Origin of the sequence: Fodinicola acaciae (assembly GCF_010993745.1) — a bacterium.
GTDB lineage: Bacteria > Actinomycetota > Actinomycetes > Mycobacteriales > HKI-0501 > Fodinicola > Fodinicola acaciae.
This window is the reverse complement of record NZ_WOTN01000001.1, coordinates 2,814,782-2,828,686: the sequence shown is the minus strand read 5'-3', so window position 1 is coordinate 2,828,686 and position 13,905 is coordinate 2,814,782. Positions and strand designations below refer to the sequence as shown.

13 protein-coding genes and 1 pseudogene are annotated in these 13,905 nt (G+C 66.4%); 1 reads left to right on the top strand and 13 read right to left on the bottom strand.

Annotated elements, in window-relative coordinates:
• Positions 1 to 6 precede the first annotated feature (6 nt).
• Positions 7 to 1,014, top strand: coding sequence for a sugar phosphate isomerase/epimerase family protein (locus GNX95_RS13270; RefSeq protein WP_163507389.1), 1,008 nt, complete (start codon positions 7 to 9; stop codon positions 1,012 to 1,014).
• A gap of 106 nt (positions 1,015 to 1,120) precedes the next feature.
• On the opposite strand, the gene GNX95_RS13265 is transcribed toward GNX95_RS13270, so the two are convergent.
• The 13 genes and pseudogenes from GNX95_RS13265 to GNX95_RS13210 all read right to left on the bottom strand — a co-directional run bounded on the left by GNX95_RS13265 (position 1,121) and on the right by GNX95_RS13210 (position 13,846).
• The gene (locus tag GNX95_RS13265; protein WP_163507388.1) at positions 1,121 to 2,377 is read right to left on the bottom strand and encodes an HNH endonuclease signature motif containing protein; all 1,257 of its coding nucleotides are present in this window, start codon (positions 2,375 to 2,377) and stop codon (positions 1,121 to 1,123) included.
• Between the two features lie 124 nt (positions 2,378 to 2,501).
• The gene (locus GNX95_RS44280) at positions 2,502 to 2,921 is read right to left on the bottom strand and encodes a transposase (RefSeq protein WP_425483884.1); all 420 of its coding nucleotides are present in this window, start codon (positions 2,919 to 2,921) and stop codon (positions 2,502 to 2,504) included.
• Entirely contained in the window at positions 2,851 to 3,279 is a 429-nt protein-coding gene (locus GNX95_RS44275; RefSeq protein ID WP_425483883.1) for an IS5 family transposase, read from the bottom strand. Before GNX95_RS44275 ends, GNX95_RS44280 begins: the two co-directional genes overlap by 71 nt.
• A 157-nt stretch (positions 3,280 to 3,436) precedes the next feature.
• Positions 3,437 to 4,495: a family 2 encapsulin nanocompartment cargo protein terpene cyclase gene (locus GNX95_RS13255; protein ID WP_163507387.1), complete on the bottom strand. Its 1,059-nt coding sequence runs from the start codon at positions 4,493 to 4,495 to the stop codon at positions 3,437 to 3,439.
• Between the two features lie 5 nt (positions 4,496 to 4,500).
• Positions 4,501 to 5,352, bottom strand: a complete 852-nt coding sequence (locus GNX95_RS13250) for a geranyl diphosphate 2-C-methyltransferase (protein WP_163508028.1) — start codon at positions 5,350 to 5,352, stop codon at positions 4,501 to 4,503.
• Between the two features lie 33 nt (positions 5,353 to 5,385).
• A pseudogene (locus GNX95_RS13245) lies at positions 5,386 to 6,351 on the bottom strand (4-hydroxy-3-methylbut-2-enyl diphosphate reductase); the annotation flags it as partial.
• A 27-nt stretch (positions 6,352 to 6,378) separates the two neighbouring features.
• Complete coding sequence (locus GNX95_RS13240; RefSeq protein WP_163507386.1) at positions 6,379 to 7,419, bottom strand: family 2 encapsulin nanocompartment cargo protein polyprenyl transferase; 1,041 nt, start codon at positions 7,417 to 7,419, stop codon at positions 6,379 to 6,381.
• An 11-nt stretch (positions 7,420 to 7,430) separates the two neighbouring features.
• Positions 7,431 to 8,831 (bottom strand): family 2B encapsulin nanocompartment shell protein, encoded by a 1,401-nt coding sequence (locus GNX95_RS13235; protein ID WP_425483882.1) that lies wholly within the window; start codon positions 8,829 to 8,831, stop codon positions 7,431 to 7,433.
• Positions 8,832 to 8,834: 3 nt separating this feature from the next.
• Positions 8,835 to 10,247: a family 2B encapsulin nanocompartment shell protein gene (locus GNX95_RS13230; RefSeq protein ID WP_246281585.1), complete on the bottom strand. Its 1,413-nt coding sequence runs from the start codon at positions 10,245 to 10,247 to the stop codon at positions 8,835 to 8,837.
• A gap of 232 nt (positions 10,248 to 10,479) precedes the next feature.
• Positions 10,480 to 11,691, bottom strand: a complete 1,212-nt coding sequence (locus tag GNX95_RS13225) for a helix-turn-helix domain-containing protein (protein ID WP_163507384.1) — start codon at positions 11,689 to 11,691, stop codon at positions 10,480 to 10,482.
• A 190-nt stretch (positions 11,692 to 11,881) separates the two neighbouring features.
• Entirely contained in the window at positions 11,882 to 12,646 is a 765-nt protein-coding gene (locus GNX95_RS13220; protein ID WP_163507383.1) for a bestrophin-like domain, read from the bottom strand.
• A 44-nt stretch (positions 12,647 to 12,690) separates the two neighbouring features.
• Positions 12,691 to 13,245 (bottom strand): hypothetical protein, encoded by a 555-nt coding sequence (locus GNX95_RS13215; protein ID WP_163504685.1) that lies wholly within the window; start codon positions 13,243 to 13,245, stop codon positions 12,691 to 12,693.
• A 220-nt stretch (positions 13,246 to 13,465) separates the two neighbouring features.
• Entirely contained in the window at positions 13,466 to 13,846 is a 381-nt protein-coding gene (locus GNX95_RS13210) for a DUF2203 domain-containing protein (protein ID WP_163507382.1), read from the bottom strand.
• Positions 13,847 to 13,905 lie beyond the last annotated feature (59 nt).

Sequence of the window (13,905 nt, the reverse complement as noted above, 5' to 3'; positions counted from 1 at the left end):
TGCACGATGCCCCGTCCGGTCACCCTGTTCACCGGCCAGTTCGCCGACCTGCCGTTCGCCGAGATCTGCCGGCTGGCCGCCGAATGGGGTTACGACGGCCTGGAGATCGCCACCTGGGGTGACCACTTCGAGGTGGACAAGGCGCTGGCCGACGACTCGTACGTGCAGCGCAAGAAGGACGAGCTGGCCAAGCACGGCTTGAAAGTCTGGGCCATCTCCTGCCACCTGATCGGGCAGGCCGTCTGCGATCACCCGATCGACGAGCGGCACCAGAACATCCTGACCCCGCGACTCTGGGGTGACGGCGATCCAGAAGGCGTACGCCGGCGCGCTGCCGAGGAGATCAAGGACACCGCTCGCGCCGCGCGGAAATTCGGTGTGGACACGGTGATCGGCTTCACCGGCTCGTCGATCTGGCACACCGTCGCGATGTTTCCGCCGGTGCCGCCGGAGATGATCGATCGCGGTTATGCCGACTTCGCCGACCGGTGGAACCCGATCCTCGACGTTTTCGATGAAGAAGGCGTGCGCTTCGCGCACGAGGTGCATCCGAGCGAGATCGCCTACGACTACTGGTCGACCGTACGGACCATGGAGGCGATCGGCCGCCGGCCGGCCTTCGGACTCAACTTCGACCCCAGCCATTTCGTCTGGCAGGATCTGGATCCGGTTGGATTTCTGTGGGATTTCAAGGATCGGATCTATCATGTCGACTGCAAGGAGTCGGTGAAGCAGTTCAACGGCCGCAACGGCCGGCTCGGCTCGCACCTGCCGTGGGGTGACCCGCGCCGCGGCTGGGACTTCGTGTCGACCGGCCACGGCGACGTGCCGTGGGAGCCGATTTTCCGGATGCTCAACTCGATCGGCTACGACGGGCCGATCAGCGTCGAATGGGAGGACGCCGGCATGGACCGCCTGATCGGCGCTCCGGACGCGCTGGCGTTCATCCGTAAAATGACGCAGATCGAGCCGTCCGACTCGTCGTTCGACTCAGCGTTCAGCTCTGGCGGCTGATCGATCCTTCACCGATCATGCCGGAGACGAGCAGGTAACGAAGGAAGCGCTGTTTTCGTTACCTGACTCGATAAGCCGGTTGGGGTGAGGGGCCACCTGTTCGGTCTCAGTTGAACAGGTGGTAGGTATTTCGTAGCGGCTTTTGCTCGAAGTCCACGTACTGCGGTGGAATGAATTCCGGTACGCCGTCGACGATCTGGACTTGCCAGTCGCCGTGGTGGATCTGTCGGTGGTGGAATTCGCACAGCAGCACGCAATTGTCGATGGAGGTTTCACCGCCGTCGGCCCAGTGCCGCACGTGGTGGGCTTTCGTCCAGCGTACGGGTCGGGTGCAGCCGATCATCGCGCAGCCGCGGTCACGCGCGATCAACGCTTTACGCAGCTCGTCGGTGACCAGCCGTTCGGTGCGGCCGACGTCCAATGCTTCGCTTTGGGTGCCGAGCACGAGCGGGGTGATGTCGCAGTCGCACGCTAGCCGGCGGGCGGCTTCGGGGCTGAGGACGGTGTTGTCGTACGCGCGGACCTGCCCGAGCTTGTCCTTGAGCATGTCCCAGGACAAGGTGATGGTCAGGTGGGGACGCTCGCGGCCCTGGATCGGCAGCTTCTCACTGTCGGCGATCAGGTTCAGCGCGTCGGCCAACGCGTCGCCGTTGCGTTCGGCGGTTGAGCGGCGGTCTTTGGTTTTGCCTTTGTCGTCGGTGCGTGGCTTGGCCAGCGGGGACAGGATTTCCTGCATCAGGCTGCCCGTCTCGGCATCGAAGCTGCCGTGGAACGCGAGCCGACCATCGGTGCCGGTGCGCAAATACAGCTCGCGGCGTGGCGTGGCGTTTTCTTCTTCCGAGGGCTGTGTTCCGTCGGGGTCGAGGTGGCCGTGGACGCGGTTGCCGAGCTGGTGCAACTCACGCGCACGCAACTGCGACGCCGCGTCGACCAACGTTTTCTCGGCGAACCGCCGCTCCTGGATACCGATCCGACGCGGCAACTTGGTGATAATCGTGCGGATCGCGTCCAACTGCGAATCGGCAAGCTCACCGCGGCGCATGGCATCACCGGCGTATTCCAACTGCGGCGCCAACTTCTCACCAGTGGCCAACGCGCGGCTGCCGCAGAACGTGCGAGCGCGCTGCACGCATCGGCTGGCCTCGGTGGGGGAGAACTTCAGGAAATCCTCCAGGAACGCCGCGGTGTCGGCGTGCCCGAACTGCGTCGCGATCGTCTGGTCATCGGCGGCTTTCACCACCGCCAGAAGCGTGGCTTTGGCCGTACGCACCGCGTGCTCCGCCAACCGCAACGCGGCCGCGAACTCCTCCTTGCCGGACAGCAACGACGGATCATCCGCCGGCTGAAATGAAGGAGTGGTCATGCCACCAATAATACCAAACCGACCGACAAGCCCGGGCCGCCAGGGTCGCGAGTTTTCCGTTGCATGCCACCGCAAAATCGCGCCGCGCGCGTTGAAGCGCAATAGCCGTCACTAGGCCGTGTTTCTAAACTAGTGATTTGGTCCAGATGAGCGTGGCGGCGAGGGTGAGTCCGGTGAGGTAGCTGCGTGCGGTTTTGTCTGTTCTCATGGAGATGCCGCGCCGGGCCAGGTAGTCGCGGCACGGCTTGCCGGTGTACGCCTTGTCGGCGATCACCCGGTCCGGCCTGGTCCGCGGCCGGCCGGGCCGGCCATTGGAGATGCTGATGGTCTCCAGTACCACGTGCATGAACGTGGAGTCCGCGGCGTGTCCGCCGGTGACCACCAGCCCCAACGGTCGCTGCTTGAGGTCGGCCGCGACGTGGAACTTCGTCGTCAGGCCACCCCTGGACTTACCGATTCCGTGACCGGCCGGTTCACCTGGTCCGGGGTCGCGGGTTTTCTTGTAATTCGACAGAGCCCCCTGTAGAGCCCCCTGTGTGGTCACCTGCGTCACTCGTGTCGCGCGCGAGGGTTGCGCCGTGCTGATGGACACGCACGATCGACCCGTCCACCGACACCACCCACTCCAGGTCACCAGCGCTGGCGGCCTGTTTCCGCACCTCCTGCAGCACTCGATCCCAGGTACCGTCTTTCGACCAGTCCCAGAACCAGCCATAAATCGTGTTCCAGTGCCCGAAACGCTCCGGCATATCCCGCCACGGCGCCCCGGTCCGAAACCGCCACGCGACCCCCTCCACCACCCGCCGCATATCCGAGATCGGCCGACCATTCCCCTTCCACTTCGGAAAAAACGGCTCCAACAAAGCCCACGACTCGTCCGAAATCTCCTGCCTAAACACCATCACCCCAGCATGCCCGAAAACAGCACCGAGGGTTTGGAAACACGCCCTACTACTACGCGAGGGGTGACGTTTTGGCGGTCGTCGGCTGGGGCCTGCGGTCACACCACCTTGATTGAGGAGTTGCTGATGGCGCGGAGTCTATTCGGCGACACCCGGGCTAGTCATAGCGCGGATTCGTGGCGTGCCATTCGAAGCCGCCGGCCATCCATGCCTTGACCCCGCGCAGAAACCGATGCAGCTCCGGCGACGGTACGGTCCGGAGTTTTCGGTGGCCCTCCTCGAAATCGCGTACGAGACTGTTGTGCAGGTCGACGGTGATCTCGGTCGCCTCCGCGATGGAACAATCCCGGTCCGCGGCGACCTGCAGCACCATGTTGCAGACCGGCTTCTCGTCCGCGGCGTCCTTGGACACCGAGTGGAGGTCGTTCACCAGTACGGCCGCGGTGCCGGCGCGCATGAGCGCCTCCCGGACCCGGGGATCGTAATACATGGCCGCCGGCAATTCGTATCCACCGACCGGATCCACCAACGTCATCGACGTGTAGAAGCTGTCGTGCTGGCGCGCGGCGAGATATTCCCACGCCGGCGGATAGGCACCGGTGAACCGCCAGGCCGCGTACGCGTCCCAGGTGACGAACATCGAGAAGGTCGCGTAACAGACCCGCTGGATCTGCACCGGCGTGCCGTGCCGGGCCAGGTGCTCGACGCAGGAGTGCAGTGCCACCAGGATCGGGTCGGACTGGAGGCCTTGGTCGAGCTGGCGGGAAAACTCGCCGGCCGGCGCGACCTGGTCCATCGCGGCCATCACCAGCGCGAGCCGTGGCGGAAGTTTCGTCGGCGTGGCACCGAGTTCGCTGTCGTCGGCGTAATAGTCGTCGGCGGCCCACCAGGCCGCGTTGAACTGCGCCGCGATCAGCAGCAGGTCGGGATCGTCGCAGTCCGCGTGCGTCAGCATCACGAGTTTTCCGAAGCCGGCGTTGCGAATCTGGTCGAGTCCCTCGCCGGTGAACCCGCAGTCCCCGGCCCAGGCGACCAGCCGGCGGTCGACCTCCTCGGCGAGCGGCTCGTCGATCCGCTCGACCACTGGACAGTAGAGCGGCGAGGCCGACCCGTCACCCCAGGATCTCTCCATATAACCGGGATCGACGGCGAACTGCGTCGCGATGCGCGCCGCCGAGGTGCCCAGGCCGATGGGTCCGGCGAGAAAAGTGGACATCACCGTCAGATCCGGTCCGCGGCGATGAGCAGATAATGGAAGCTGCCTTCGCGGTACGCGGTCAGGAACGGCGTCTCGATGCCGGTGGCGACCGCGGACTGCGCGCGCAGCTCCCAGTACGGGATCGTCGCGGCGGTCAGGTCGACGACGTTGATGGGGACGAATCCGTTGGCGGCCAGGGCTTTGAAGTATTCGCTGCGCGGGTGGATGTTGCAGATGTAGTGCTGGTCGATCTGGCTGACCGCGCGCGAACGGCCACCGGTCACGTCGTTGTAGCAGCCGGTGATGACGACATAGCGGCCGCCGGGTGCGATTTGTCGTGCGTGCTCGGCGAAAAGCTCGAACAGGTCGACGTACATGGTGCTTTCGTTGTTCCAGGCACCCTTGAACGCCCCCGTTTCGAAGCCGGTGTCGAGCATGTTGCGCAGATGGTATGTCACGCGGTCGTCGACTCGGCGTTTTTTCGCCTGCTCGTTGGCGAACTCGACCTGCTGTTCGGAGATCGACACTCCGTCGACCCGGCAGCCGAAGCGCTGGTTGGCCATGATGCTCGTTCCACCACGGCCGCATCCGGCGTCCAGTAAGCGGTCACCTGGGCCGATGGCACCGAGATGGTCGAGTAATACGTCGGCCTGCGCCGTCTCCAGACGGTGCATTTCCTCGATGATCGCCTCGTCGCGGACCGCGGCCGGAGCGTCGAGCACGGCGGGGTCGTACGCGCCGATGCCGTAATGATGGTGATAGAGACCGTCGACGTCGCCGAGTCGCAGGTTGACCGGGTCTTTCTCCTTGTTCCAGTAGTCGGCGATCGACTGCTGGTAGGCGGTGCGTACGACGCGCTGGTCGATGGATGTCATGTCCGACAGCTCCTTCGTTTCGTTGGGATGCGGTGCGTTCAGCCTGGCCGGCAGTCCGAAGTGGACGGTCTCCCGGGTGGTCTCACGTTCGACGACGTCGATCGGTCCTAATGACGCCAGCAATTCCACCACCTCATCGACCAGGTGAGGTGGAGCCGAGGCGCCGGCGGTCAGTCCGACCGTGCGCGCGTCTGCCAGCCATTCCGGCAAAATCTCGCCGGCGTCGTCGACCAGATGAGCGCGTGTGCCGCGCCGCAACGACAACTCCACGAGCCGGCGGGAATTCGACGAGTTGCGCGATCCGACGACCAGCACCAGATCCGACTCGGTGGCGACGGCTTTCAGCGCCTCCTGGCGGTTGGTCGTGGCATAACAGATGTCGTCGGACGCCGGGCCGCGTACGTCCGGGAAACGAGCCTTCAGCGCGTCGATCACCTCCGCGGTCTCCTCGACGGAGAGAGTGGTCTGCGTCAGGAACGACACTCGGCTCGGATCGTCGATGACCAGGTTGTCCACATCGGACGGTGAGTCGACCAGCACGGTCCGGTCCGGTGCCTCGCCGAGCGTGCCGTCGACCTCCTCATGGCCGGCATGGCCGATGAGGACGACGGTGTCGCCGCGAGCCGCGAAGCGTCGCGCTTCGGCGTGCACCTTGGTGACCAGCGGACAGGTCGCGTCGACCACGTCCATGCCACGGCGGGCCGCTTCGGCTCGTACCGCGGGGGAGACGCCGTGCGCCGAGAAGACGACGGTCGCGCCGTCGGGCACCTCGTCAAGCTCCTCAACGAAAATCGCGCCGCGCGACCGGAGATCGTCGACGACGTGGACATTGTGGACGATCTGCTTGCGGACGTAAACCGGACCGGGACGGTGAGCCAGCAGCTGTTCGACGATCTCGACAGCACGGTCGACACCGGCGCAGAACGAGCGCGGCGAGGCGAGCAGGACCGTGCGCGCACCGCGCACCGCCCGCCAGTCCGGTAAGTCGGGGTCGATCACACTTTTCCTTTCACCACGAAGAACGAGTCAGTGGTCACGCTGGATGACCAGCCGCGCCAGCGCGGTCAGCTCGGCGGCACCGCCTGCGGTCGGGCCAGCCGCCTCGAGCTCGTCCAGCGCCTCCGCGAGCAACGCTTCGGCCTGGTGCTGGCTCCACGCGCGCCCTCCGGCCGCCTCCACCAACTCGGCGGCGTGAGCCAGCTCAGCGTCCGAGAGCCCGGCCTTTCGGCCGTACAGCTGCGAAAGCTCGACGGCCGCCGGCGTGCCGGCCGACATCGCCGCGACCACCGGCAGGCTTTTCTTACGGTTGCGCAGATCCGAGAACACCGGCTTGCCGGTCGCGGCCGGATCACCCCAGATGCCGAGCAGGTCGTCCACATGCTGGAAGGCCAGGCCCAACCGCCGGCCAAACCGGGTGATCCGCTCGACCTGCGCCGGACCGCCACCGCCGTACGTCGCGCCGACGGCGCACGAGCAACCGAGCAGAGCCGCGGTCTTTTTCTCCGCCATCGCCAGGCAGTCGGCGATGTCCACATTGGACCGATGCTCGAAGGCGGTGTCCTGGCTCTGTCCCTCGAGCAGCTCCAGCACGGTCGCGTTTGTCAACCGCATCGCGCGCCGCATCGCCGAGTGGTCGAAGCCGGCGAGCACCTCAAGCGCGAGAGTGAGCAGCGCGTCGCCGGCCAGGATCGCCGCGTTGCGGCCGAAAACCTTCCACACCGTGGCGCGGTGCCGGCGGGTCGCGTCGCCGTCCATGACGTCGTCGTGCACCAGCGAGAAGTTGTGCACCAACTCGACCGCCGCGGCGCCGGCTGTCGCGTCGTCGACGGTGCCGCCGACGGCTTCGGCCGCGGCCAGCACCAGCGCTGGACGGATCGCCTTGCCGCCGCTGGTGTGCGCCGGCCGGCCGAGCTCGTCGAGCCAGCCGAAGTGATATCCGGCCATCTGCGCCATCGAGGCGGGCAATGTGTCGACGGCGGCCCGCAACGCGGGATCCACCAGCCGCCGGGCCGCGTCCAGCACGTCCCGTGCGGACCGGCCGGCGGATTCCACCTCGACGATCGTCATGCGGCTTCCCCTCAGCGGCCGAGCTCGACGTTTTCCAGGATCCCCAACGCATCCGGCACCAGGACGGCCACCGAGTAGTACGCGCTGACGAGATATTCCAGGATCGCCTTCTCGGTGATTCTCATGAACCGTACGTTCAGTCCCGGCTCCTTCTCGTCCGGCAGGCCGGTCCGCTGCAGGCCGATGACGCCCTCGCTTTTCTCACCGGTACGCATGGCCAGAATCGAGCTGGTCCCCTGTTCGGTGACCGGGATCTTGTCGCACGGGAAGATCGGTACGCCGCGCCATCCCATCACCATCCGGCCGTCGACAGGCACCGGGTCCGGATAGACGCCACGGGCCGTACACTCGCGCCCGATCGCCGCGATGGTCCGCGGATGTGCCAGGAAAAGCTGGGTTTTCCGGCGCCGGGACAGCAGCTCGTCCATGTCCGCCGGCGTCGGCGGGCCGCTGATGGTCTGGATGCGCTGCTTGAGATCCGCGTTGTGTAGCAGGCCGAAATCGCGGTTGTTGATGAGATCGTCTTCCTGCCGTTCGCGCAGTGCCTCGATGGTCAGCCGCAACTGCTGTTCGGTCTGGTTCATCGGTTGGTTGTAGAGATCGGCGACGCGCGTGTGGACGCGCAGCACGGTCTGTGCCACACCGAGCTCGTACTCGCGCGGTGAGGTTTCGTAGTCGACGAACGTGCCGGGCAGGTCCGGCTCGCCGGCGTGTCCGGCCGACAGCGAGATTTCCGCCTCGCCGCGGGCGTTCTGCGACCTCACCGGCCGCGACAGCACGTCCTGGATGTGAGCGCGCAATGGCTCGGACTGACCGTTCATCTCCTGGAAGGCCTGAAACTGCAGCTCCAGTACGATCACCCTGGTGGCCGCCTTCGCGGTGAAATCCCAGGTCCGGTCCGATCCGGTCAGCGCCTGCTCGCCGAAATAGTCGCCGTCGGCCAGCGAGCCGAGGCTGACCGGGTCGCCGTACGGCCCGGTGCCGAGCTTGCTGACCTTTCCGTACGCGACAAGGAAAACCCGGTCGGCCGGCTGGCCGGCCTCGGCGATCACGTCACCGGCGGCATACTCGCGCTGCCGGAAACGGTCGGCCAACGCGGTCAGCGACGCGTCGTCGGTGAAGTCGCGCAGCAGCGGAATTTCCCGCAGCTCCTGTGGGATCACCCGCACCTGGTCGGCGGTGCTGACGAAGGTGATCCGGCCGTCGCCGACGGTGTAGGTCAGCCGCCGGTTGACCCGGTAGGCACCGCCGGAGACCTGGATCCACGACAGTTTTTTCAACAGCCACCGCGGTGTGATGCTCTGCATCTGCGGCACGGACTTGGTGGTGGTGGCCAGCGTACGCGCACCGGCCGTGCTGAGGCTGAGCCTCGGTTTCTCGTCGACCTCCAGGTCGGACTCGGATACCGACACCGGTCAGTCCTCCCGGCCGAGTTCCACGTTTTCCAGCACGCCGAGTGCGTCCGGGACCAGGACGGCGGCCGAATAGTACGCGCTGACCAGATAGGACATGATCGCCTTCTCGCTGATCCCCATGAACCGCACCGAAAGTCCGGGCCGGTATTCGTCCGGCAGGCCGGTCTGGTGCAGGCCGATGACACCCTGGTTCTCCTGGCCGACCCGCATCAGCAGGATGTTGGACGTACGCGTGTCGCTGACTTCCAGCTTGTTGCACGGATAGATCGGGATGCCGCGCCAGGCCGGGATCAGGTGACCGCCGATGTCGACGCTGCTGGGATAGATGCCGCGTTTGCTGCACTCACGGCCGAAAGCCGCGATCGACCGGGGATGCGCCAGGAAGAAACTGGGATCCTTCCAGACGGTGGCGATCAGCTCGTCCATGTCGTCCGGCGTCGGCGGACCGCTGCGGGTCTGGATGCGCTGCTGCAGATCCGCGTTGTGCAGCAAGCCAAAGTCGCGGTTGTTGACGAGCTCGTTCTCCTGCCGCTCACGCAATGCCTCGATGGTCAGCCGCAGCTGCTGCTCGACCTGGTTCATCGGCTCGTTGTAGAGATCGGCGACCCGGCTGTGGATGCGCAACACGGTCTGCGCGACGCTGAGCTCGTATTCGCGCGGCGAGGTCTCGTAGTCGACGAAGGTGCCAGGCAGGTCCGGCTCGCCGGCGTGACCGGAGGCCACGTCGATGGCCGCCTCGCCGTGCGGATTGGCCGGTTTGGCCGGTGCCTGCCGCGCCTGCTGAATGTGTTCGCGCAGCAGCTCCGTACGGTCGATGACTTCTGCCAGCGCCTGCTGGGAAATCGACAGTACGGTCACCGGCGTGACGGCTTTCGCGGTGTATTCCCAGATGCTCTGCTCGTCGGTGATGACCTGGTCGCCGAAGTAGTCGCCGTCGGCGAGCGAGCCCAACACCGTCGGGTCGCCGTACTTGCTCGTCCCCAGCTTGTCGATTTTCCCGTGTGCGATAAGGAAAACCTGGTCTGCCTGGGAGCCGAACTCGACCAGCACCTCACCGGCGCCGAACTCGCGCTGGGTGAACCGGTCGGCCAGCGCGGACAGTGCCGCCTCGTCGTCGAACGACCGCAGGATCGGCAGCTCGCGCAGTTCCTGCGGGATCACCCGTACGTCCGCGCCGGTCGTCACGAACGTGACGCGTCCGTCGCCGACGGTGTAGCTCAGCCGGCGGTTGACCCGATAGACGCCACCGGCGGCCTGCACCCACGGCAGCAGGCGCACCAGCCACCGTGAGGTGATCGCCTGCATCTGCGGGACGGATTTCGTTGTCGTGGCCAGATTCCGGGCCGCCGCGGTGCCCAAGCTCAGCTGCGGCTGTTCCTCGTCAACACCCAGATCCGGATCCGTTACGGTCACTTCCGACACCACCCATCGCAATTTCGATAAACGGCCTGACTGCATTCAGGACGCGATAAACGGAGCGTATTGACGGCAGCGCGGTGGGTAGACAAGCCGGTTTGTGGATCAGCCGATGCGCGGGTTGGCGGCCAACAAAAATTGGACCGTACGATGATAAGCGTCGCTACCGTTCACGGATTTGTCATGCCGAGAACGCCGTCGCGTCGCCGCCGGACAACTTCAGTTGTGATCAGGCCAGGCCGGAACGCTCGGCCAGGGCCCACAAATCCGTACGCACCAACGCGTTGTCGCGGGCCAGCAGGTCCTGCACCACGTCCCGTGCCTCAGCGCTGAACCGGATCTCCTCCGGACACGCCTCCTCGGCCTTCAACAGGCTGAAAATCGCGCCGAAGGTGTTGCTCTCGCGGCTGTGCGCCTGCGCGACGGTGATGTAGTGCCTGGCTCGCCGCTCGCGCGCGTGAATCCGCCCGGTGTCGACGGTTTCGGCTATCCGTAAGGCATGCCGCGACCGGCCGAAGGTGAGCGCGATCCGTACGGCGTGGATTTCGACGTCGGTGGGGCCAAAACCGGTCCGGTAGTCGTTGCGGTCGTCGGCCAGCCGGGCCGCGGTCTGCCTGGCCTGGTCGAGCAACCGCTCCGCGGCGACCTGGTCGTCGTCGGCGGCGGTGGCCTCCGCGGCGGTCAGCTGCATCGCGCCGTACACCGAGATCTCCGTGGCCGACTCGGCCGGCACCCGCGTCTGCAGCTCGTCCAGCAGTGACAACGCCAGTTGCCTTGCGCGGTCGGGAAAACCGAGGCTGAGCAGGGTGGTGGCGAAGCCGCCGGCGCAGGTGATCTCGGCCAGTGGATCGCCGGTGCGCCGCGCCGCCTCGACGGCCCGTTCGATGGCCAGCAACGCCAACGGTTGGTCACCGATCCGGCGCAGCACGGCCGACACCAGCCGGTACGTGCCGGCGATCAGCTGGTCGGCACACTCGCCGGCGTCGGCGATCTCGTCGATGGCGCGCAGCAGTGCCGGCAGCCGCCGCAACGTGATGGTGTAGCGGTTTGGCGAGTCCTGCCAACCGGTCCAGGTCTCGGCGAGGTCGCGGCGCAGGTGGTCAAGCTGCCCGTCGTCGTCGTCGGCCGGCGCCGGCTCGCGGGTGAGTTTTGGTTGATAGAGCAGCTCTCTGAGCTCGTTGACCTGCACCTGAGGCGCGCTGCGCCGCGGCGCCTGCGGCATCGCGCTGCCGAGAAACCCCGCGACGTCAGAGATTTTCAGCACCTCGGCCAGCCGGAGCAGGATGGAGAGCCGGTCCACCGCCCGCTCGTCACGTTCGACCTGGCGGATCCACTCGGCGCTGCGGCCGACCAGTCCGGCCAGGACCGCTCTGGACAGCCCGCGCCGCCGCCGAGCCAACTCGATGCGCTTGCCTAACGGGACATCGAGATCGGAGATCATGCTCTCTCCCTGGTGGCAGCGCTCGTACGTGCGCGGCCGGCCAATCTTTTTGTCACCTAACGGACGCGGTGGGCGATTGATGCCACCGACTGTAGAAGCAGCGTTAATCACGGCATATCCACCGATAAGAGGGTAGTGAACGAGCGGTCACGTGTGGTACGCGGGTCGTACCGGCCAGTAGTCGTCGGCATCAGGGGCCGCCGAACTGCTGGAGGGCTGTGTGAAACGCCTCGACATCGATGGCGAGACCACGACTGAACGGGTACTCGATCTGGTAGATCACGAAGAGAACCAGGGCGATCATGCCACCGACGGTGGCCATCATGATGCCGTTCGGGAAAGTCCGGTCCAGTCCGAAGAGATAGAGGAAGCCGACCGTCACCATGCTCGTGACGATCAGCACCGGCCAGAGCAACGGCGGCATTCCCTCGTCCGCCGCGCTGATCCTGGTACGCCGCGCGTCCGCGGCGTCCGAGACCCGGCCGAGCACCAGGCCGTACGCGCTCTGTTCCTGGTTGGAGACCGGGTTGACCTTGCCGACGGCGTCCCGAAGCTGCTGGAAGAGCGCGTCCGAGTGCGGATTGCCGGAGCGATTGTCGCGCAGATCCGGCCATTCCTCCGAGACGACCGAGGCGGTGTACGCGGTGACCAGCTTCTGGATCGCCGGCCGGTCGGCGGCCGGCAGCTGCTGGCTCAGCTGCCGGATCTCCACCAGGTCGGCGGCCTCCCGGCTGGTGGCGGCGTCCGCGTCGCTGTGCGGTTCCCAGACCGCGATCGCCGCGATCGCGATGAGAATCGCGTAGACCATGCCGATGCTGGCATAGAGCGCGCCGGCGGCGTCCGCGTCGGCGACCAGCCACCGCTCCGGGACGTACCTGGAGATCAACAGAAAACCGCCGACGGACACGGCCGCGGCGAGCAGGATCACGCCGACGCCAGTGAGGATCACGACCATGCTTCGGTCCTTTCGGTGCTACGCGCGCAGGCGGTTTGCCCGTGTTACCGCCGCACGCGCACCATCGCTCGGACTGCCACGACCAGCGCCGGCACCAACAGGCCGACGAAAACCGCCAGGGTCAGGGGCAGTCGCGAGGGAGGTGCCGGCCGCGGTTTGGCTGGCTGCGCCACGAAATGCGGTGCGGGGCTCGGAGGTGGCGGCGCCGCCTTGGCCGGCGCGGGCGTGCTCGGCCGCGGCCGTTGCGGCACGACCGCTGGCGCGGCCTGAGCCGGCGCCGGCCGACTGGTTGTCGGCTTCGGCTGGGGTTTGCGGCTCGGCGGCGGTGGTGGCTGCTTACTCGGCGGCGGCGGCGAGTGCGGCGGCGGTGGTGACGGACTCGGCGTCGGCTTCGGCGGCCGGCAGGTCCGTACGTACACATAGATGCCGCCGACGCGTACGCGCACCACGATGCAGATCGGATGCCGCCTGTCCGGGACCGCGGTCCGAGCCGTGTCGTGCGCGGCGGGACCGACCGCGGAGCTGCCGGCCTGCGGAAACAGGCCGATCGCGAGGACGAGTCCGACCGCGGCCACAACCCGGGACGAGTAAAGCGGCACGAACGATCACGCTAGGGGGTCATCCGATCACAAGACGCAAGTGAGTTGTGTGCAAATTTAGTTGGAACGGCTCTCCCTCGACGGCCTGGTTAAGCAAGTGAGAAAGGTCTGTCGTTTCGCACATTTTTTCGTCGCGGGACGATCTGGTCAGCCGGAATACCAGTCTTTTGGTACGACGTAGGGACTCCGTACGGACGGCTAACTCCGCTGAGTGGAATTGTTATTGTGCGGTACGGTTTTCCGGCAGCCGGCGCCGGCCGGCGAAGCCGAGGTCGACCCGGTGAAACCAGGCCAGCTCGCGGTCGCCTTCCAACCAGCACAGCAACACCGGCACGCCGTCCAGGTCGGCCGGGAAATCGACCAGCAGTGGCGCGAAGCCCTTGAGCTCGGCGCCGGTCCGCTGGATCTGCGTCAGCAGGTCGTCAAGCCGAGCTTGCGCCGCCTTCAGCTCCGGCAGCGTGCCCAACTCCGTACGCTCGCCGTCAGGTCGCAGCGACGCGGCGATCTCCGCGGCATCGGCGCGCAGGGCGACGACCTCGTCCAGCACCGGCAGGAGGTTTCGCAGCTCCTCGCGCGCTTCGGCGATGGTGAACAGTCCCATCGGTAGGACGCTACCCGCCCGATCTACGTTGCTCGACGTACGACAGGCGAGCGGCGTTC

Coding starts and splice junctions, on each gene's coding strand:
- GNX95_RS13250 (WP_163508028.1), bottom strand. CDS start 5,352: ATGACATCCATCGACCAGCGCGTCGTACGCACCGCCTACCAGCAGTCG.
- GNX95_RS13240 (WP_163507386.1), bottom strand. CDS start 7,419: ATGACGATCGTCGAGGTGGAATCCGCCGGCCGGTCCGCACGGGACGTG.
- GNX95_RS13265 (WP_163507388.1), bottom strand. CDS start 2,377: ATGACCACTCCTTCATTTCAGCCGGCGGATGATCCGTCGTTGCTGTCC.
- GNX95_RS13225 (WP_163507384.1), bottom strand. CDS start 11,691: ATGATCTCCGATCTCGATGTCCCGTTAGGCAAGCGCATCGAGTTGGCT.
- GNX95_RS44275 (WP_425483883.1), bottom strand. CDS start 3,279: ATGGTGTTTAGGCAGGAGATTTCGGACGAGTCGTGGGCTTTGTTGGAG.
- GNX95_RS13270 (WP_163507389.1), top strand. CDS start 7: ATGCCCCGTCCGGTCACCCTGTTCACCGGCCAGTTCGCCGACCTGCCG.
- GNX95_RS13220 (WP_163507383.1), bottom strand. CDS start 12,646: ATGGTCGTGATCCTCACTGGCGTCGGCGTGATCCTGCTCGCCGCGGCC.
- GNX95_RS13210 (WP_163507382.1), bottom strand. CDS start 13,846: ATGGGACTGTTCACCATCGCCGAAGCGCGCGAGGAGCTGCGAAACCTC.
- GNX95_RS13255 (WP_163507387.1), bottom strand. CDS start 4,495: ATGTCCACTTTTCTCGCCGGACCCATCGGCCTGGGCACCTCGGCGGCG.